Raw genomic sequence first — 18,660 nt, 5'->3', positions numbered from 1 at the left:
GCCTTTCCTTTTTCATGGTCTGTCCTCCTGAAATGAAACCGGGATTTCAGGCCCTGCGCGCCGGGCTCAGCAGGTCGAGCCGCCGCAATGCGGGCAAAAAGCGATTGCGCCGGGTCACCTGTTCGGTCGCGGCCATGCCGATGCAGTATTTCGAACAACGCTTAGTGGGATGCATATGCATTGATCGCAGGATCTTGTCGGCAATGCCGTTGCCACGCGCTGATTTGGTCTCAACGATGAACATGTCAGGCCGCACGATGCGTGTGATATTCGCAGCCTCGAACCGCAGGGCGGTGTCGATTGTCATGCGCTCTCCGCCTGCCTTGGCGACAAGCGTGATGCGCTCATACTGCATGCCGATCATGGCAAAGAGAGGCTTGGCAAAGGGACTGGCGTAAAGGCTTCTGTGGCAGTCTTCCACGAAATTCAGAGCGCCACGATCCAATCCGACACTGGGGGCCGTCAGCTTCAGTCGCTTCTTGATGGTAACCTGGCGCTTGTCCTTGAGCTTAACTTCCAGATAGCTCAGACCGGCGTCGAGATAGTTGCGCATCCGCACCTTGCACCGCTTGCGCCGCCCTTGATGATGATCAAAATAGCCGCGCAGGTCCGGATCGTCGAAATAGGTCGTGGCATAACCAAACGCGCGCTTGCCGCCGATTTCCAAGACATCGAAATGCGTGGCAAAGACCTCCAGCGCGGGGCGCAAGCTGTGAGCAGGCAAGATGTATTTGTTGTCCAGCCGCTCCAGCATCGCTGCCTTGGCATTCAGCTCGTCCAGTGAGATGGGCACAAAGCCATGCAGTGTGTTGTTGATGATCGGGTCCATGACTTGGGCTCCTTATGCGCGGGGCTTGCGAAAGAACACATTGAGCCGCGCCATGTCGTTGATGTAGTCAAGCGCCGTGATCTGGTAGGACATGACGTCAACACCAAGTCGGGCGGACAGGTCCGCGCGCCTTTTGACCGGGTTCGACAGGGCATCATGGTCGATCTTGTCCAGCGTGATCTTGACGCCATCGCTGGAGGCCAGGATGGCCGGGTGGTCGAAGATCCAAGCTCCGATCAGAACCAGCGCGGCAACCGCGCTCGCCAGCACGAGGTCGGTGCCTGGTATGGCGCAGATGACCGCGATAGAGACCGACCCGAAGAAATAGGTAATTTCGACCTTGCTGATCTGCTCTGATCGCAGGGTGAAGAGGGCAAGGATTGCAAAAAGGCCGAACCCCGCCGCCAACGAGAATTCCACCGCCGACAATATGGACAAAACACCAAATGCGAAGATGTTGAACAGGGACGCGGCCGTTACCAGTTCCTTGTCACGGTAGCGGCGGTAATAGAGACCAAATACCAAAGCCACCATCGCCGACACATTGATACCAAAGCGCAAGGGGGTTTCGCTCAGAAGCAACATTTCAATCATGTTTCACCTGTTTTGAAAGGCAGCCATCAGTGTGACTGACACAGGTAAAACGCGGGCGTTTGGTGTTTATTCCCAGAAATGTAACATTTTTCTAAATTATTTGTGACGGCCCTCTCAGAGACCACGCCGCGCACGAGATTTAGTTTCCGAACCGCTGCAAGGTTACGTTCCCGAAAGCCGAAAATCGAAGAAAGAGGGATGTTGCAGACCGGAAGAGATATTTGGAGGACGGTAAAAGATCGAGCTAGATACTTTCAGCGCGCCAGTTCGGCTAGGCTCAACGTTCCTCTTCCGGTCAATGATCCGTTGTCATGCAACCGCAGCGCGCCGGGTTCTATTCTGCCAAGGCCGGTGTGAAAACGGCCCGGCCGGGGCAGTTGCCGCCAAGGTTGAGAAGCCCGTGTCCGTATGTATCGTCAAGACCGTCCGGGCCACGATCACCCGCCGAGGCGGTCAGCCGCGCGCGGATCTCCTCGGGGGTCAGCGTCGGGTCGTGTTGCAGCCAGAGGGCCACCGCCGCCGTGACATAGGGCGCGGCGAAGGAGGTGCCGGTCTTCCAGCGCGCGCCCTTGACCGAGGCCGCGGTCCAGACCTCAACGCCGGGGGCGGCAAGCTCGACATGCGCGCCGCGAATGGCGCGGCGATAGATGGTGCCGCTGCGATCCACCGCTGTCACGGCGATCACGCTGTCATAGGCGGCCGGATAGGCAGGTTCGGCGCGGGGGCCGTCATTGCCCGCCGCCGCGATCACCGGGATCCTGCGTTGCTCGGTCAGTTGCAGGAGCGTGTCTTCGAGCACCGTGTTGGGCGGCCCGGCGAGGCTGAGATTGATCACCTGCACGCCGCGCTCCGAGAGATGATCAAGCGCGCGCACCAGCGTGAAGGCGTCGGTCCGCTCATCGCCCGAGGCCCGGTGAAACGCATCCACCGCCACCAGCGGCAGGCCCGGAAGCAGGCCGGGAACGCGGGTCTCGGGATCGCCGACGAGAATGGCAGCGACCGCCGTGCCGTGGATCGCGGCGGAGGCGGAATACTCCTCTGGGGCGATGCGCGTGAGGTCGATATCGGCCCCGGCCAGCACCTGGTGATCGGCGTTCAGCCCGGTATCGACCATGCCGATCGTCACCGGCGCACCGCATCCCTCGGGACCAAGCGCCTGCGGCCAGCCGATCAGGGCGCGGGCCGGACAGTGCAGGCCGTCACAGGCGGGCGCGGTTGCGGCGATCGGGATCACCGCCGCGCTGTCCTGTCCGGCGCGGTAGTAATGATTGAAATCCGCCGCCTCGGCCCCCGGCAGGGCGCGAATGGTGTCGCGTGCTGCGTCGAGCGTTGTGCCCTCGGGCACCTGAAAGCGGCGCACGGTGGTGGCGAGGCTGACGAGATCGGCGCGTTCGAGAACCACGTAGCCCTGTGTCACGAGGGCCGTCGTCTGGTCGTCGGTCAGGCCGCGCGCGACGATCTCGGCGGGCGCACGCTCAGGCCTGGGGGCCGGTTGCGGGGCGGGCCGACGGCGGGCGCGTTGTGGCTCCACGGGCTGTCCGCGAAAGAGACGGCGCAGACCGCGGATGATCTCCCGGGGATCATCGACTTCTCCCGAGTTGATGCCGCCGCGCGACGCGCCGCCGCCCGTGCTGGAGGAGCTACTGCTGCCGCCACCATCATCACCGTCATCGCCGTCGCCGCCGTCTCCGTCACCGCCATCGCCATCGTCTGCCCAGGCAGGCGCGGCGATCATGCTGGCGGACAGGGTCGAAACCGCGCCAAGCGCGCAGAGCCAGGCCGCAAAGACCAACACAGTCCCTCCGAATACGCGCATCCCGGAAATCTCCTTTTGCTAATTGGGAAAATGATGCCATCTAATGCTCTACGTTAGAAGCCTGGGTTTATTCCCCGGCGAAGTTTTGCAATCGGTAAGTGTGGGTCATGCAGGATTCTTTTGTAGAAGACGTCGTGGCCCTCCTGCCCAACCTCAAGCGTTTCGCGCTGTCGCTGTGCCGCAGGTCGGATGTGGCAGACGACCTTGTGCAGATCACCGCCGAGCGCGCCTTTCGCGCGCGCCATCAGTTCGATCCTGCGACGCGGCTGGAGGCGTGGCTGTTCCGCATCCTGCGCAACGCCTGGATCGACATGCTCCGGCGCGACAGGACGCGGGGCGAGACGGTGGACATTCATGACAGCCCGCAGGCCGATCCGGTGGACAGCGCCGCTCAGACCGATGACCGGATGATGCTGCAATCGGTGCAGGCGGCGATGACGACATTGCCCGAGGATCAGCGCGCGGTGCTGCATCTGGTCTGCGTCGAGGGGCTGAGCTATGCCGAGACGGCGCAGACGCTGGACATCCCCCAGGGCACCGTGATGAGCCGGTTGAGCCGGGCCCGGCGCGCCCTTGGCGAGAAAGTGGGAATAAAGGGCGGGATGGGCCGTTGACGCCCTGCAACGCAAAGGATCGTGACGATGGATATCGACGATGACACATTGATGGCGCTCGCCGATGGCGAGATCGACGGCGACGAGGCCGCGCGGCTGCACGCGCAGATTGCCTCCGATCCGGCGCTGGCGGATCGCTACGCGCTCTTCACGCAGAGCGCGGACTGGGTGAAGGCGGCGGCGCTGGCCAATCCGGAGGCCGCGGTGTCGCCCGATCTGGAAGCGCGCATTCGCGAGATGGCGGCGACCACGTCTCCCGAGGCCGGAAACGTGGTGCCACTGCATCGTCCTGCCCCCCGGTGGCAGCCGATGGCGATGGCCGCCTCGCTGGCGCTGGCGATCGGCCTGTCGGCGGGGCTGTTGCTTGCGCCCGGCGCTCAGGAGACGGGTGCTACACTGCTAAGCTCGGCCGTGCAGGAGCGGCTGGGCACCCTGCCCTCGGGCGCGGAAGACCGGTTGCCGGACGGGCGGCGCATGAGCGTCGTTGCGTCCTTTACCGATAGCGCGGGCGCGTTCTGCCGTGAATACGAGACGGACGCAGAGGGCGGGACCGGCCACGTCGGCGTCGCGTGTCGGAACGGAGCGGAGTGGTCCCTGCGCATTGCCATCGCGACGCATTCGGCAGGCGATGGCTATGCCCCGGCCTCGTCCCTTGAAACGCTTGACGCATTTTACGCGGCAAGCGGCGCCTCGCAGCCGCTGTCCGCAGAGGCCGAGCGCGAACGACTGGAATAGATCATGCCACTGAATGATCGCCGGGTAGTGCCTGCCCCGTTGGGATGCGGGCTTGTCCGGTAATCGAGCAACAGGAAGGTCGGCGCGGCGCTTATGGACGACAATCAAGCGGACCAAACACCGCCGTCAGCGCGACAACGCCTAATTCGACGCTACTGTCAGGTCGTTACGAGATACCGGTTTTGAGGATAATGGCGGAGACGAAGGGATTCGAACCCTCGAGACCCTTCCGGGCCTACTCCCTTAGCAGGGGAGCGCCTTCGACCACTCGGCCACGTCTCCGCCGACGCGTATAGCCGTGGCGCGTGACGGGTTACAAGACCAAATTTGAAACTTTGCGGCAAAAGCCTCGGACATCAGGGCGCGGGTGTCGGAGCGGGGCGTCCGCCACCGCCGGATCTCGGGACCATGGTTGACACAAAACAAGAACATGCGTAGAACAAAACAAACGCCAAGCTCAAGGAACATGGCCGATGCTTACCAAAAAACAGCTCGATCTGCTTGAATTCATCCACAAGCGCGTGCAGCGCGACGGTGTGCCGCCCAGCTTTGACGAGATGAAGGAGGCGCTGGATTTGCGCTCCAAATCGGGCATCCACCGCCTGATCACGGCGCTCGAGGAACGCGGGTTCATCCGGCGGCTTGCACACCGGGCGCGCGCGCTTGAAATCGTCAAGTTGCCGCAAAGTCTTGGCGGCGAGGCGACGCATGGCTTTACCCCCCGCGTCATCGAGGGCGACCGTCCGACCGCCGCGCAACCCGCCAACGCGCAACCGGTCGAGGCGGCATTGGCGTTCGAGGTGCCCTTGATGGGGCGGATCGCCGCCGGTGTGCCGATCGAGGCGATCGCACATGCCAGCCGCAACGTCTCGGTGCCGGGCGGCATGATTTCGGGCAAGGGCGAGCATTACGCGCTGGAGGTTAAGGGCGACTCGATGATCGAGGCGGGGATCAACGACGGGGACGTCGTGATCATCCGCGAGACCCGGACTGCCGATAACGGCGATATCGTCGTGGCGCTGATCGAGGATGAAGAGGCCACGCTCAAGCGGTTTTTCCGCAAGGGCAACGCCATTGCGCTGGAAGCCGCCAACCCGGCCTATGAAACCCGCGTTTTTCCGGATGATCAGGTCAAGGTGCAGGGGCGGCTTGTGGGCCTTATCCGCACTTACTGAGCGGACCACAGGCGGGTGCCGGTCACCGATCGCGCGGTGACGACGCGCAGACCGGATGTCTCGTCGGAGATGGCAAGCGACCCGGTTCTCCTCAGGGTCTTGGGCGTGATGCTCTGACAAGTGTCGGTGTCCGGCAGGGTGTCGGGTTCGGCGCTGAAGACAACGAGCGAGGCGCCACCGCAATCGACCGTTTCGCGCGCCGCACGGGAACCGATCACAACCTGCAACGGCACCGGCAGGCTTGAGTTCTCAGGCCAGCGCAGATGCGCGTCTTCCTGAGTTGCGGCATCGCCATCATTCTCCAGCCAGTTGAGGGCGACGAAGCCACCGCCGCGCGGTTTGCTGAGGGCGCGCCCCTCGGAGGTGAGCACACCGACAAGCGCGCCATTGTCCGAAACCAGAATGGCGGGCCGGTCGGCTTCGGACCAGAGCCAGAATCCGAGCATCGCAGGCGCCAGCCCGATGACGCGCGCCCGCCCTTGCCACAGCACGAGAACAAGCGCGCCGAAGGCGATGAGCGGCAGAACCTCGGGGCCCGGAGAGACGACGAGGCCGCGCGCGCCCTCCCACGCCGACACGCGCGTCGCCACGCCGAGGATCCAATCGAGCCCCTGCCCCATCACCCAGAGCGGCACCCAGTCGAGACCGAACGGTAAGAGGAGCGCCGCGACCACGGCCGCGGGCATCACCAGGACGCCCATCAAGGGCACGCTCATCAGGTTCGCGAGCAGGTCATATTGCGCGATCTGGTTGAAATGCGCCGCGGCAACGGGTGCCGTGGCCGCCCCCGCTACCGCCGAGGAGATCACCACCGCCAGTACGGGACGCAGCCAGCGCGGCCCGAGCGGCACCTGCGCGTCGCGCAGCCAGCCAAAGACGGCGACCAGCGCCACCGTGGCGGCAAAGGACATCTGGAACCCGGGACCGAGCAGCGCCTCGGGTTGCAGGCAGAGCACGATGACCGCCGCCACCGCCACCGCCCGCAGGCTGAGCGCGCGCCGGTCGAGCATCACCGCAAACAGCATCACCGCCACCATGACAAAGGCGCGTTCGGTCGCGACATTGCCGCCCGAAAGGCCGAGATACCCCGCCCCTGCAAGGATTGCGACACCCGCCGCGATCTTCTTGATCGGCCAGCGCAGCCCGATCCCCGGAAGGGCCGCGAGGCCGAGGCGGCAGGCGGCGAAGACGAACCCGGCCAGGAGCCCCATATGCAACCCCGATATGGCCAGAAGATGCGCAAGATTGGAGATGCGCATCGCCTGCAATGTCTCTTGCGACAGGCCCGAGCGGTCGCCGGTCATGATGGCGGCGGCAAAGGCCCCGCCCTGCCCCGGCAGCCGGTCCTGAACATGGCCCGAAAGCGCCATGCGCGCCCGGAAGAGGGCCTGCGCGCCCTGTGCCTCGCCCGCCGTCAGGACGGGCGTGCGTGTGTAGCCGATCGCACCGATCCCCAGAAACCAGGCGTGACGCTGAAAGTCGAAGCCGCCGGGTTCGACCGGGCCAGAGGGTGGGCCGAGATGCGCGGTCATCATCACCCGCAATCCGGGGCGCGGGGTGATGAAGCCCTGATCGCCGTGCAGCGAGACCCGCACGCGGTCGGGCACCTTGTCAGGGCGCATGCGCTCCAGCACCACGCGATCGAGCGTCAGGCGCAGCGCGTCCGAGGCCGAACGGTCGATCACGACGATCCGCCCCTCAACGGGGCCGTAATAGCGCCAGCCGAGAACCGGCCCGGCGACCAGATGCGCCCGCGCACCCGCGATCGCCACGCCCGCCAGCACCAGGGCGCAAAGCAGCAAGAGCGGCCCGGCCCATTCGCGCCCGCGCAGGGCCAGCAGCCCGAGCAAAAGAGCCCCCGCGCAGCACGCCCAGAGCGCGGCCGCCGGCGGTTCGACCCGCAGCGCGAAATAGAGGCCGACGCCGCAGCCGAACCAAACCGGGACCCACGGGAACAGCGATCCGCGCTGCGACAGCCATCCGTGTTCGATCAGATGCCAGACGCGCGCCACTTGTGTCCCTCCCGGCGGACCGATAGACAGTGGCAGATCCTAGCCCCTGCATCGTTACCGAAAGGTTAATCCGCTCCATGGCAAGCCCAGTCGTGACCCGTTTTGCCCCCTCGCCCACCGGCTTTCTGCATATCGGCGGGGCGCGGACGGCGCTGTTCAACTGGCTTTATGCCCGGGGCCGGGGCGGCAAGTTCCTGTTGCGGATCGAGGATACGGATCGGGCGCGCTCCACCCCAGAGGCCACGCAGGCGATTCTCGACGGGATGGCCTGGCTGGGGCTTGATCATGACGGCGAGGCGGTAAGCCAGTTTGCGCGCGCCGAGCGGCACCGCGAGGTCGCGCATCAGCTGCTCGCCGAGGGCCATGCCTATAAATGCTTTTCCACCCAAGACGAGATCGAGACCTTTCGCGATACCGCCCGCTCCGAGGGGCGCTCCACGCTGTTTCGCAGCCCCTGGCGCGAGGCGACGCCAGACCAGCATCCGGGCGACAGCGCCTACGTGATCCGCATCAAGGCCCCGCGCGAAGGTGTGACGGTGATCCGTGACGTGGTTCAAGGCGACATCACCATCCGCAACGACCAGCTCGATGACATGGTGCTGTTACGCGGCGATGGCACACCGGTCTATATGCTGGCGGTTGCGGTGGACGATCATGACATGGGCGTGACGCATGTGATCCGGGGCGACGATCACCTCAACAACGCGGCGCGCCAGATGCTGATCTATCAGGCCATGGGCTGGCCCCTGCCCACGTACGCCCATATCCCGCTGATCCACGGCCCCGATGGCAAGAAGCTTTCGAAACGCCATGGCGCGCTTGGCGTCGAGGAATACCACAAGATGGGCTATCCGGCGGCGGGCATGCGCAATTACCTTGCGCGTCTGGGCTGGAGCCATGGCGATGACGAGTTCTTCTCGGACGCGCAGGCGGTGGAGTGGTTCGACATCACCGGCATCGGCAAATCGCCCGCGCGGCTCGATTTCAAGAAGCTGGAGAATCTCTGCGGTCAGCATATCGCGGCAGTGGACGATGCTGCACTGCTGCATGAATTGCAGGGATTCTTGGCTGTGACCGGTCAGGCCCCGCTATCTGACGCAAAGGTGACGCTGATGGAACGGGGTATGTACTGCCTCAAGGAACGCGCGAAGACATTCCCCGAACTACTTGATAAGGCAGAGTTTATAATTACCGAACGGCCTATCGTTCCGGAGGAGAAGGCGGCTGCGCAGCTGGATGATGTATCCCGTGGTATACTGAGTGAATTGACGCCGCAGTTGCAAAATGTTACGTGGACGCGAGACGGTATCGAGGCTCTCGCGACCCAATTCGCCGAAACCCACGGCATGAAATTCGGCAAGCTGGCCGGTCCATTGCGGGCCGCGCTTGCAGGCCGCAGCGCAACACCGAGCGTGTTCGACATGATGCTGGTTCTCGGGCGTGATGAAAGCATCGCCCGACTGACCGACGCCGCCCGCGGCGGGGCCTGACGCCCTGCCCGGGTTTACGTTTATCCAGCCCGGGGCGCTATGGCCATGCGGGCGTTGAGAGGGAGGACCCCTGATGTCAGAGAACAAAAGAGCCGCCAAGCTGGAAATCGACGGCAAGACCTATGATCTGCCGATCTTTTCGCCCACGGCGGGCCCCGATGTGGTGGACATCCGCAAGCTCTATGGCACGGCGGGCGTGTTCACCTATGATCCCGGCTTTACCTCGACGGCAAGCTGCGACAGCACCATCACCTTCATCGACGGTGACAAGGGTGAGTTGCTGCACCGGGGGTATCCGATCGACCAACTGGCCGAGAAATCCCATTTTCTCGAGGTTTGCTACCTGCTGCTCTATGGCGAGTTGCCCTCGCCCGCCGAGTTGGAGGATTTCGAGAGCCGGGTGACCAACCACACCATGCTGCACGAGCAGATGGTGTATTTCTTCCGCGGCTTCCGGCGTGACGCGCATCCGATGGCGATCATGGTCGGTGTCGTTGGTGCGATGTCGGCGTTCTATCACGACAGCACCGATATCAGCGACGAGTGGCAGCGCGAGGTGGCCTCGATCCGGCTGATCGCCAAGATGCCGACGATTGCCGCCTGGGCGTACAAGTATTCCATCGGGCAGCCCTTCGTCTATCCTCGCAACGATCTGGATTACGCGTCGAACTTCCTGCGCATGTGCTTTGCCGTTCCGGCCGAGGATTACGAGGTCAACCCGATCCTGAGCCGCGCGATGGACCGGATTTTCACGCTGCATGCGGATCATGAACAGAACGCCTCGACCTCGACCGTGCGTCTGGCGTCGTCGTCGGGGGCCAACCCGTTCGCCTGTATCGCGGCGGGCATTGCCTGTCTCTGGGGGCCTGCGCATGGCGGGGCCAATCAGGCCTGCCTCGAGATGCTGCGCGAGATTGGTACGCCCGACCGCATCCCCGAATTCATCGCAAGGGCCAAGGACAAGGACGACCCGTTCCGCCTGATGGGCTTTGGTCACCGGGTCTACAAGAACTTCGATCCGCGCGCCAAGGTGATGAAGCAATCCGCCGACGAGGTTTTGGAACTACTGGGGGTCGAGAACAACCCGACCCTGCAGGTCGCCAAGGAGTTGGAGAAGCAAGCGCTTGCGGATGACTATTTCACCGACAAGAAACTGTTCCCGAACGTGGATTTCTATTCGGGCATCATCCTCGAGGCGATGGGCTTTCCGACCTCGATGTTCACGCCGGTGTTCGCGGTCTCGCGCACCATTGGCTGGATCTCACAGTGGAAAGAGATGATCAGCGATCCGCAGATGAAGATCGGACGTCCACGGCAGCTTTATCAGGGCGAAACACTGCGCGATTATGTCGATATCGAGAAGCGCTAACGACTTCGCCACAACGCAAAACATATCTCAAAAGGCCCGCAAAGCGCGGGCCTTTTCATTTCGGCGCGAGGCAAGATCGGTCCAGTTTGCCCTCAACGTCCTTCAAAATTTGCCGGGCGCTTTTCGAGGAAAGCCATCACGCCCTCCTGAAAATCGCGGCTCTGGCCGCAGCTGCCTTGCAGCTTGGCCTCGAGATCCAGTTGCTGTTCCATCGTGTTATCCCAGGTGCCTCGGATCGCCTGCTTGACGGCATTGTAGGTCTGCGTCGGCCCCTTGGCCAAGTGCGCGGCGCGCGCCTGCCAGTGCGCCTCGAAGCCTTCGTCGCTGACGCATTCCCAGATCATCCCCCAATCGCTGGCCTGCCGTGCGCTGATCGGCTCTGCAAAAAGCGCCGCCCCCATCGCCTTGGCCATGCCCATCTGGCGCGGCAGCGCCCATGTGCCGCCTGCGTCCGGGATAAGCCCGATCCGGGTGAAAGCCTGCAGGAAATAGGCGGCCTCGGTGGCGATCACCACATCCGCCGAGAGCGCCAGATTGGCCCCTGCCCCCGCTGCGGGCCCGTTGACGGCGCTGATCGTCGGCACGGGGCATTCGGTGATGGAGCGCAGCATCGGCACGTATTCCTCGCGCAGGACCCGCTCCAGATCCAGGGTCGTCGCGTTACCGCCATCGCTGAGATCCTGGCCCGAGCAGAAGGCCTTGCCCTTGCCGGTGAGCACGATCACGCGCGCCTCGCGTGCCGCATGGGTCATCGCATCGGTGATTTCGGCGCGCATCTGGGTGTTGAGCGCGTTCATCTTGTCGGCCCGGTTGAGGCAAAGGACGGCGACGCCCTCGATCATTTCGAGCGTGATGGTTTGGTAATCTTTCACGGGAATCGGCCCTCCTGACGTGGTCTCGGGGATCAAACCCTATCGCTGCCCCCGGGCCAAGGGCAACGGCGCGTCAGTCGTCGAGAATCTCGCGCAGGCGGCGTTCTTCGGATTCGCTGAGGCGGGCGACTTCGCGTTCAGGTGTTCGCGCCCGGCCGCGCAGATAAACCCCTGCCATCACCAGCCCCGCACCGAGCATAATCGGCCCGGCCATCCATAACAGCAGGTTGGAGCCACCGCTGCGCGGCTTGAGCAGCACGTATTCGCCGTAGCGGTCGACCACGAAATCGACCACCTCTTCGTTGCTGTCTCCTGCCACCAGCCGTTCGCGCACCAGAAGGCGCAGGTCGCGGGCAAGTTCGGCGTTGGAATCGTCGATGCTCTCGTTGCGGCAGACCAGACAGCGCAGGCCCGCGGAGATGTCACGCGCGCGCTCTTCCAGGGCGGGATCGTCGAGGATTTCGTCAGGCTGCACCGCGAAGACGGGCGCCGCGATCACGCAGAGCGCAAGGATCAGGCGTTTCATTCTGCGGGCACCCCTTGCGGCAGTTTGCGCGCACCTGCGGCCACGCGGTAGCGCCGGTCGCTGAGCGACAGCGCCCCACCGAGGGCCATAAGGATCGCGCCGCCCCAGATCCAATTCGCCAGCGGCTTGTAATAGCTGCGCACGGCCCAGCCTCCGCCCTCTTGCGGGTCACCAATGACGACGTAGATGTCGCGCAGGAAGCCGTTATCGAGCGCGGCCTCGGTGGTGGGCATCTGCGCCACGGGGTAGACGCGTTTTTCGGGGTGCATTTCCGCAATATCACGGCCATTCTGACTGAGGGTGAAGGTCGCCTTGGTGGCCATGTAATTTGGGCCCTGATCCTGATGCACCTCGTCGAGGCGCAGCCCGTAGCCCGCGATTTCCAGATGCTCGCCGACTTGCAGCACGCGAATATCCTCGGCCTCCCAGGCCATCATCGCGGCGATGCCGGCCATCGTCACACCCAGCCCGCCATGCGCCACCGCCTTGCCCCAATCGGCACGCGGCAGACGGGTGAGGCGTGCGAGACGCCCGCTGCCACGCCCGGTGCGCGACCAGATATCGACCATCGCTCCGGCCACCAGCCATGCCCCGAGGAACAGACCAACCGGCCCAAGCGCGGAGCGCCCGGACTGCATCGCCCATGCGAGCGCCCCGATCGCCACGGCGAGCGCGAAGGCGGGGATCAGTTGTCGCACCACACGGCTCACCGTGGCACGTTTCCACGCCATCATCGCGCCGACCGGCAGGACGAGGCCAAGCAGCACCATGAATGGGGTAAAGGCGGCGTTGAAAAACGGCGCCCCGACCGAGAGCTTGCGGTCGAACGCCATCTCGGCAATGAGCGGCCACATCGTGCCGATGAACACCACGAAACAGGCCACCGCCAGCAGGATGTTGTTGAGCACCAGCACCGATTCCCGGCTGACCATGCTGAACACGCCCCGCGCCTGCATCACATTGGCGCGCGCGGCAAAGAGCGTGAGCGCGCCCATCATGAAGGCGGCGGTGATGCCCAGCAGGAACACGCCACGCTCGGGGTCGGTGGCGAAGGCATGCACGCTCGTCAGCACGCCGGAGCGGGTAATGAAGGCGCCGACCATGGAAAAGCCGAAGGCGATGATCGCCAGCAGAATGGTCCAGCTTTTCAGGCTTTCACGCTTTTCCACCACGATGGCGGAATGCAGCAGGGCGGCGGCAATGAGCCAGGGCATGAAGCTGGCGTTCTCCACCGGGTCCCAGAACCAGAAGCCGCCCCAACCCAATTCGTAGTAAGCCCACCAGGAGCCGAGCCCGATGCCAATGGTCAGGAAAATCCACGCCGCCAGCGTGTAGGGCCGTACCCACCGGCCCCAGGCCGCATCGACGCGCCCCTCGATCAGGGCGGCCACGGCAAAAGAGAAGGTCATCGAAAGACCGACATAGCCGAGATAGAGGAAGGGCGGGTGAAAGGCGAGGCCCGGATCCTGCAGGAGCGGGTTGAGGTCCTGCCCGTTGAACGGCGGTGTCGCCATGCGCAGAAACGGGTTCGATGTGAGCAGGATGAAGGCGAAGAACGCGGCCCCGATCATCGCTTGCACGCTCAGAACGCGGGCCTTGAGCGAGGGCGGCAGGTTCGCACCGAACCACGCCACCGCCCCACCAAAGAGCGTGACGATCAGCACCCAGAGCAGCATCGAGCCCTCGTGATTGCCCCAGACGCCGGTGATCTTGTAGAGCATCGGCTTGTCGGTATGGCTGTTGAGGGTGACCAGCCGCAGCGAGAAATCAGAGGTCACGAAGGCCCATGTAAGGGCCGCGAACGATGCCGCCGTCAGCAGGAACTGGATCGTCGCCGCCGGTTCCGAGAAGGCCATCCAGCCGGGCCAGCGTTTATGGGCGCCGACCAGTGGGATGACCGCCTGCGCGCATGCGACTAGGAATGCCAGGATGAGGGCGAAGTGACCGAGTTCTGTAATCATGCGTCAAAGATAACGCAGGCGCGGCCCCGCGCCAATCGCAATCGGCACCGGGCGCGGTTCACATTGTCGCGGGGGTCAGGCCGTTGCGCGCCATTCTGCAAGCGCCGGGTTGTCCGAAGGGGTGAGCACGCGCAGCGCAGTATCGGCATCGGGGCCGGGATCGGCGGCACCGGGGCTATCGGCGCGCAGGCCGCGCAACTGCGCCACGCTCTTGACCACCTGCGGCGCGCGCGCCAGCGTGGCGGCGATGGAGCGTTGAAATTCCTGACCCTTCACCTGATAGCGCGCGCCGAAATAGAAGCTGACGATCGCGCCCAAAAGCCACCAGAGCGGATCGGGCACCAGCGCCAGCCCCGCCATCCGCTCGCCGAACCACAGCGGATCGACCATCGCCGCGACAAACAGCGCCAGCGTCCCGAGCGCCATGGCCGGGCGCGGAATGCGGTTGAGCCCGTCGATGATCCGGTCGAAGGGGCTGCGCCCTGCAGCCCCGAACTCCGCCGCCATCTGATCAAGCGCGGCACGCTGCGTCTCGACCCGGCGCTGATCGGCGGCCTCGGCATTGACGCGAAACACCTCGGCAGTCTCGCGCACCACGTTGCCGCCCGTCCCGAAGAGGGCGCGCAGGATATCGATCACCATGCCGCCACCCGTTCCTGAAAGGCCTGATCGGACAAATGAAAGCGCGGCGCGATGAACTCTTCGGCGCGCCTGATCCAGCCGCCCTTTCCGCCCGAACGCGTCCGCGCGAATTTGCGGCTTGCGGGGCGGGCATCGGCGAGGGCCAGGTAGTAATTGCGCCGCGCGATCCCATAGGCGTCGGCGATATGATCCGGGGCCGCCTGCGCCGCGCGCGCCGCCGCGGCTTGCGTCTGCGGCCCGATCACTCCGTCCACATCGACGGCCTCGCCCATCTCGCGCAGCAGGCGTTGCAGGATCTTCACCGCGTTGGCCCCGGCATTGACATACATGTCAAAGACGCTGGCGCGCAGTGCCTCGGGCAAGCCCGCGATGCCGGGGCGGCGGTAGTAGTGGTCGATGAAGATCGCCACCGCCTGCCCCCGGCTGAGCGCCCGCACATCGCCCACATCCACGTCGCCGTCACGGTCGAGATCGAGCCCCAAGCGCCGCATGGTGTGGATCGTCACCCCGAAATTCGTGGCCCCGCCGGGATCATCGGGGTCGTTCACGAAGCCGCCTTCGCGTGCGACGATCTCTTCGGCTATCTGTTCAATGCTTTGCATCCGCCTGCCCCATCTTGCCTATGCAACATGGGCGCGAGGATGGGTTCACAAAGATTAACGCGCGCCTGAACCAGCGCGCGCTCTCATCTCATCGACCGCAGTTTCTTTTTGGCGAAAATACTCAGAACCCGACGGCAGCACCCTTAACTGCCGTCCGCCTCCTTGTAGACGCCTTGTTCCTTGAGCGCGTCCACGACTTCCTTGGGCATGTAATCCTCGTCATGCTTGGCAAGGATTTCGCTGGCTTCAAACACCCCGCCGCGATAACTGCCGGTGCCGACCATGCCCTGATTTTCCTCGAAAAGATCGGGCAGAACCCCCTTGTAGGTCACCGGCACGACGCCGCCGCCATCGGTCACATTGAAGTGGATCACCTCGCCCTGACCGCGTTTCAGACTGCCTTTCTCGACCAGACCGCCGATGCGGAAAATCTCGGTCTCACTTGGCGGTTCGGCCAGTACTTGGGTGGGCGAGCGGAAGAAATTGATCCCGTCGCGCATCCCGTAGCCGATGAGAGCGGTCGCCATCACCAGCGCCACGGCGGCAATCGCGATGACCTGCACGCGGCGCTTCTTCTTCAGCGATTTCATGGGCGTCGTCCCTTTTTACGGAAAGACCGGGGCCAGCATGAGGCCCGTCGTCTCGTTCAGAGATAACATCAGATTGGCATTTTGCAACGCCTGCCCGCTGCTACCTTTTGTCAGGTTATCGAGCGCCGCGATGACGGTTGTCCGCCCCGCCTGCCGGTCCGCAACGACACCGATATGGCAGAAATTGCTGCCCCGGATGTGGCGCGTGCTGGGGGCCTCGCCCAAGGGGAGAACCTCGATGAAGGGCTCGGACGCATAGGCCGCGTTCAGCGTGTCATGCACCGCCTGTGCGGAGCCCCGCAGATAGGCCGTCGCCAGAATGCCGCGATTGGCGGGGATCAGATGGGGCGTGAACTGGATCTCCACGGGCCGCCCGGCGATGGCCGAGAACTCCTGATCGAACTCGCCCAGATGCCGGTGCGTACTGCCCAGGGCATAGGCGTGGTAGCCCTCGGACAGTTCCGCATGCAGCAGGTTTTCCTTGAGGCTGCGGCCCGCACCCGAGACGGCGCATTTCAGGTCCAGAATGATTTCATCCAGATCGATCACCCCGGCGCTGATCAAGGGCCGCAGGATATACTGCCCCGTGGCCGCGTTGCACCCCGTGCCCGCCACCAGCCGCGCGCCCGCAATCTCGTCGCGGTAGAACTCGGTCAGGCCGTAGACCGCCTCTTTCTGCAACTCGGGGGCGGCATGCGGATTGCCATACCACTTTTCATAGGCTGCCGGGTCGCGCAGCCGGAAATCAGCGGAGAGATCGACGATCTTCAGGTCGCGCGGCAGGCTTGCTATCACCTCCTGGCTGGTCTTGTGCGGCAGGGCACAGAAACACAGGTCGATGCCCGAAAAGTCGATCTCGTCAATCGTCACGAGATCGGGCAGGTCGAGATGGCGCAGATGCGGAAAGACGGCGCCCATCCCCTGCCCCGCCTTGGAATTGGCAGCAAGCGCGGCGATCTCAAGATCGGGATGGGTGGCAATCAGCCGGACAAGTTCGGCGCCGGTATAGCCGGACGCGCCCAGGATGGCGATTTTATGGGTCATGGTGACCTCTCATAGCGAAATTCAAACAGGGAATAGTGCGTATCGCGGCACAGTGCAACGCGCGCTCAGACGGGACGAAAGCTGATCTCTCGTCGCAGGAATTGCGTCGCGCGGGACGACACGCGCTTGGGATCGCCCGTGGTCAGAAAAACCGACTCTGTGCCCGGCCCGATCTTGTCGGGGTGGCGACCGAGGTAATCGCTCAGGCTCGCCGCGACCAGCGTGGGCTGCGAATAAACCGCCACGTCGGGGCCGAGGGCGTCGCGAAACACCTCCTCGACCAGCGGGTAATGCGTGCAGCCCAGAACGGCGGCCTCCGGGTGCGGCATCTTGCGCCTGAGCGCGTCCACATGGGAGCGCACCAGCGCCTCGGCGAGGATCATGTCACCCTCCTCAATGGCATCCACGACGCCGCCACAGGCCTGCGCTTCGACATCGACGCCGATGGCGCGGAACGCCAGTTCGCGCTGAAACGCGCGGCTTGCGACCGTCGCAGGCGTCGCGAAGAGCGCGACGTTCTTCACGGCCACCTCGCGCGGCGGAGAGTTGTCGCCCCACTCCCGTTCGGTCAGCGCCTCGATCAGCGGCACGAAGACGCCCAGCACGCGCTTGCCTTCGGGCACCCAGGCCTCCTGCATGCGGCGCAGGGCGGCAGCGGAGGCGGTGTTGCAGGCCAGAATTACCAGATCGCAGCCGGCATCGAACAGCCGTGCGACGTTGGTCGTGGTCAGATCATATATATCATCGGGATCGCGCACACCGTAGGGCGTGTGGGCGTTGTCGCCGAGATAGACAAACGGCACCTCGGGGAGACGCTTGCTCACCGCGTCCCAAACCGTCAGGCCGCCCAGCCCGCTGTCGAAAATCCCTACCGCCATGTTCCGCGCCCAATGTCGTTACTCGTATTCGAACCCGATTTCCGAGGCGATAACCGGGCTTGGCGATAATTCATAGGTCTTTGAGCGCAAGAATGCCATCAGGGATTTCGTGTCGCCCGCATATTGCGCAAGGGTGTGACGCGGGATCGGATCACCCACCACGACTTTGACGGGCGTGTCCACCCGCTTGCGGAATTCCTTGATCAAGAGGCCCATGCGCAGCGTGTAATGCAGGTGGCTCGCCAACTGAAAGAGGCGGCTGGTGTGACCGTCGAAATAGACCGGCACAACGGTGGCCTCGCTCTTGGCGATCATCTTGGCCGTGAATCCGCGCCAGCCCGGGTCCATCGGGCGCGAAAACGGCTTGGCCGCCGTGCTGACCGTGCCGCCGGGAAAGACGCCAATCGCCCCGCCCTGCCCCAGGTAATCGAGCGACGCCTTGCGTGTGGCGAGATTGAGCGCGACCGCCTCTTTGGTGCCGTCGAAACTGATCGGCAGGATCACCTTGTTGAGATCTTCGGCCTTGCGGAACACCTGATGCGCAAGAATGCGAAAGTCGCCCCGGGTCTGGCTGAGGATGTGGCCCATCATCAGCCCGTCGAGGATGCCGTAAGGGTGATTGGCGATCAGCACCAAAGGCCCCTCGCGCGGGATGTTCATCAGGCTGCCGCCCACAACGTCTAGCGTCAGGCCGTAGCGCTCCACGATCACTTCCCAGAAATCGCGCCCGCGCGAGACCTCGGTCTCGTATCCCGCTGCGCGCTTGATCAGCGCAATGCGCCCGGTCAGGTTCTCCATCGTGCGGATCATCGCCCGCCCGCCCTTGGTCTGGGCGGAATAGGCATAGGAAATGTCACGGGCGATCTGGCGATCAGGGCGCATGGGCGGCGGTCCTTGGCTGGCTTGCGGCC

Annotated in this window: 18 protein-coding genes and 1 tRNA gene; 5 read left to right on the top strand and 14 right to left on the bottom strand. The window is 64.2% G+C overall.

All coding sequences use genetic code 11. From position 1 onward, the window contains the following. Window positions 1-46: 46 nt before the first annotated feature. The 3 genes from PVU19_RS09535 to PVU19_RS09525 form a co-directional block, all read right to left on the bottom strand. Window positions 47-829: a polyphosphate polymerase domain-containing protein gene (locus tag PVU19_RS09535; RefSeq protein WP_050661566.1), complete on the bottom strand. Its 783-nt coding sequence runs from the start codon at window positions 827-829 to the stop codon at window positions 47-49. Between the two features lie 12 nt (window positions 830-841). Beyond that, complete coding sequence (locus PVU19_RS09530) at window positions 842-1,363, bottom strand: DUF4956 domain-containing protein (RefSeq protein ID WP_050661622.1); 522 nt, start codon at window positions 1,361-1,363, stop codon at window positions 842-844. Window positions 1,364-1,757: 394 nt separating this feature from the next. Further along, window positions 1,758-3,239, bottom strand: coding sequence for a S8 family serine peptidase (locus PVU19_RS09525; RefSeq protein WP_235575673.1), 1,482 nt, complete (start codon window positions 3,237-3,239; stop codon window positions 1,758-1,760). A 107-nt stretch (window positions 3,240-3,346) separates the two neighbouring features. On the opposite strand from PVU19_RS09525, the gene PVU19_RS09520 reads away from it, so the two are divergent. Further along, the gene (locus tag PVU19_RS09520; RefSeq protein WP_050661567.1) at window positions 3,347-3,853 is read left to right on the top strand and encodes an RNA polymerase sigma factor; all 507 of its coding nucleotides are present in this window, start codon (window positions 3,347-3,349) and stop codon (window positions 3,851-3,853) included. Window positions 3,854-3,880: 27 nt separating this feature from the next. Beyond that, a complete protein-coding gene (locus tag PVU19_RS09515) occupies window positions 3,881-4,588 on the top strand; it encodes an anti-sigma factor family protein (protein ID WP_050661568.1) in 708 nt (235 codons plus the stop codon). Between the two features lie 192 nt (window positions 4,589-4,780). Here the strand turns inward: PVU19_RS09515 and PVU19_RS09510 are convergent. Next, window positions 4,781-4,870 (bottom strand) — tRNA-Ser (locus tag PVU19_RS09510). Window positions 4,871-5,061: 191 nt separating this feature from the next. On the opposite strand from PVU19_RS09510, the gene lexA reads away from it, so the two are divergent. Beyond that, window positions 5,062-5,763 (top strand): transcriptional repressor LexA, encoded by a 702-nt coding sequence (gene lexA, locus PVU19_RS09505; protein WP_050661569.1) that lies wholly within the window; start codon window positions 5,062-5,064, stop codon window positions 5,761-5,763. Here lexA and PVU19_RS09500 read toward each other — a convergent pair. After that, complete coding sequence (locus tag PVU19_RS09500) at window positions 5,757-7,775, bottom strand: ComEC/Rec2 family competence protein (protein WP_050661570.1); 2,019 nt, start codon at window positions 7,773-7,775, stop codon at window positions 5,757-5,759. The two genes, lexA and PVU19_RS09500, sit on opposite strands and share 7 nt — an antisense overlap. A 77-nt stretch (window positions 7,776-7,852) precedes the next feature. Between PVU19_RS09500 and gltX the strand changes: the two genes are divergently transcribed. Together gltX and gltA are read left to right on the top strand one after the other, a co-directional pair. Beyond that, a complete protein-coding gene (gltX, locus tag PVU19_RS09495) occupies window positions 7,853-9,265 on the top strand; it encodes a glutamate--tRNA ligase (protein ID WP_050661571.1) in 1,413 nt (470 codons plus the stop codon). A gap of 73 nt (window positions 9,266-9,338) precedes the next feature. Then, window positions 9,339-10,634, top strand: coding sequence for a citrate synthase (gltA, locus tag PVU19_RS09490; protein ID WP_050661572.1), 1,296 nt, complete (start codon window positions 9,339-9,341; stop codon window positions 10,632-10,634). A 92-nt stretch (window positions 10,635-10,726) separates the two neighbouring features. On the opposite strand, the gene PVU19_RS09485 is transcribed toward gltA, so the two are convergent. The 9 genes from PVU19_RS09485 to PVU19_RS09445 all read right to left on the bottom strand — a co-directional run bounded on the left by PVU19_RS09485 (window position 10,727) and on the right by PVU19_RS09445 (window position 18,631). Then, window positions 10,727-11,476, bottom strand: coding sequence for an enoyl-CoA hydratase-related protein (locus PVU19_RS09485; protein ID WP_050661624.1), 750 nt, complete (start codon window positions 11,474-11,476; stop codon window positions 10,727-10,729). Window positions 11,477-11,579: 103 nt separating this feature from the next. Then, window positions 11,580-12,032, bottom strand: a complete 453-nt coding sequence (locus tag PVU19_RS09480; protein WP_050661573.1) for a cytochrome c-type biogenesis protein — start codon at window positions 12,030-12,032, stop codon at window positions 11,580-11,582. Continuing rightward, window positions 12,029-13,993, bottom strand: coding sequence for a heme lyase CcmF/NrfE family subunit (locus PVU19_RS09475; RefSeq protein WP_050661574.1), 1,965 nt, complete (start codon window positions 13,991-13,993; stop codon window positions 12,029-12,031). The genes PVU19_RS09480 and PVU19_RS09475 overlap by 4 nt, the downstream gene beginning before the upstream one ends. A gap of 75 nt (window positions 13,994-14,068) precedes the next feature. Beyond that, window positions 14,069-14,635 (bottom strand): holin family protein, encoded by a 567-nt coding sequence (locus PVU19_RS09470; protein ID WP_050661575.1) that lies wholly within the window; start codon window positions 14,633-14,635, stop codon window positions 14,069-14,071. Continuing rightward, a complete protein-coding gene (locus PVU19_RS09465) occupies window positions 14,629-15,237 on the bottom strand; it encodes a holin-associated N-acetylmuramidase (RefSeq protein ID WP_050661576.1) in 609 nt (202 codons plus the stop codon). The genes PVU19_RS09470 and PVU19_RS09465 overlap by 7 nt, the downstream gene beginning before the upstream one ends. Before the next feature lie 143 nt (window positions 15,238-15,380). Further along, window positions 15,381-15,827, bottom strand: coding sequence for a cytochrome c maturation protein CcmE (gene ccmE / locus PVU19_RS09460; protein WP_050661577.1), 447 nt, complete (start codon window positions 15,825-15,827; stop codon window positions 15,381-15,383). A gap of 15 nt (window positions 15,828-15,842) precedes the next feature. Next, window positions 15,843-16,871, bottom strand: a complete 1,029-nt coding sequence (gene argC, locus PVU19_RS09455; RefSeq protein WP_050661578.1) for an N-acetyl-gamma-glutamyl-phosphate reductase — start codon at window positions 16,869-16,871, stop codon at window positions 15,843-15,845. Window positions 16,872-16,936: 65 nt separating this feature from the next. After that, a complete protein-coding gene (locus PVU19_RS09450; RefSeq protein ID WP_050661579.1) occupies window positions 16,937-17,749 on the bottom strand; it encodes a glutamate racemase in 813 nt (270 codons plus the stop codon). Between the two features lie 18 nt (window positions 17,750-17,767). Continuing rightward, a complete protein-coding gene (locus PVU19_RS09445; protein WP_050661580.1) occupies window positions 17,768-18,631 on the bottom strand; it encodes a lysophospholipid acyltransferase family protein in 864 nt (287 codons plus the stop codon). Window positions 18,632-18,660: the final 29 nt, after the last annotated feature.

It is taken from the genome of Roseovarius tolerans (assembly GCF_028885395.1).
Taxonomy (GTDB): domain Bacteria; phylum Pseudomonadota; class Alphaproteobacteria; order Rhodobacterales; family Rhodobacteraceae; genus Roseovarius; species Roseovarius tolerans.
Note: the sequence above shows the minus strand (reverse complement) of the source record. Positions and strands in the feature narration are given on the sequence as shown.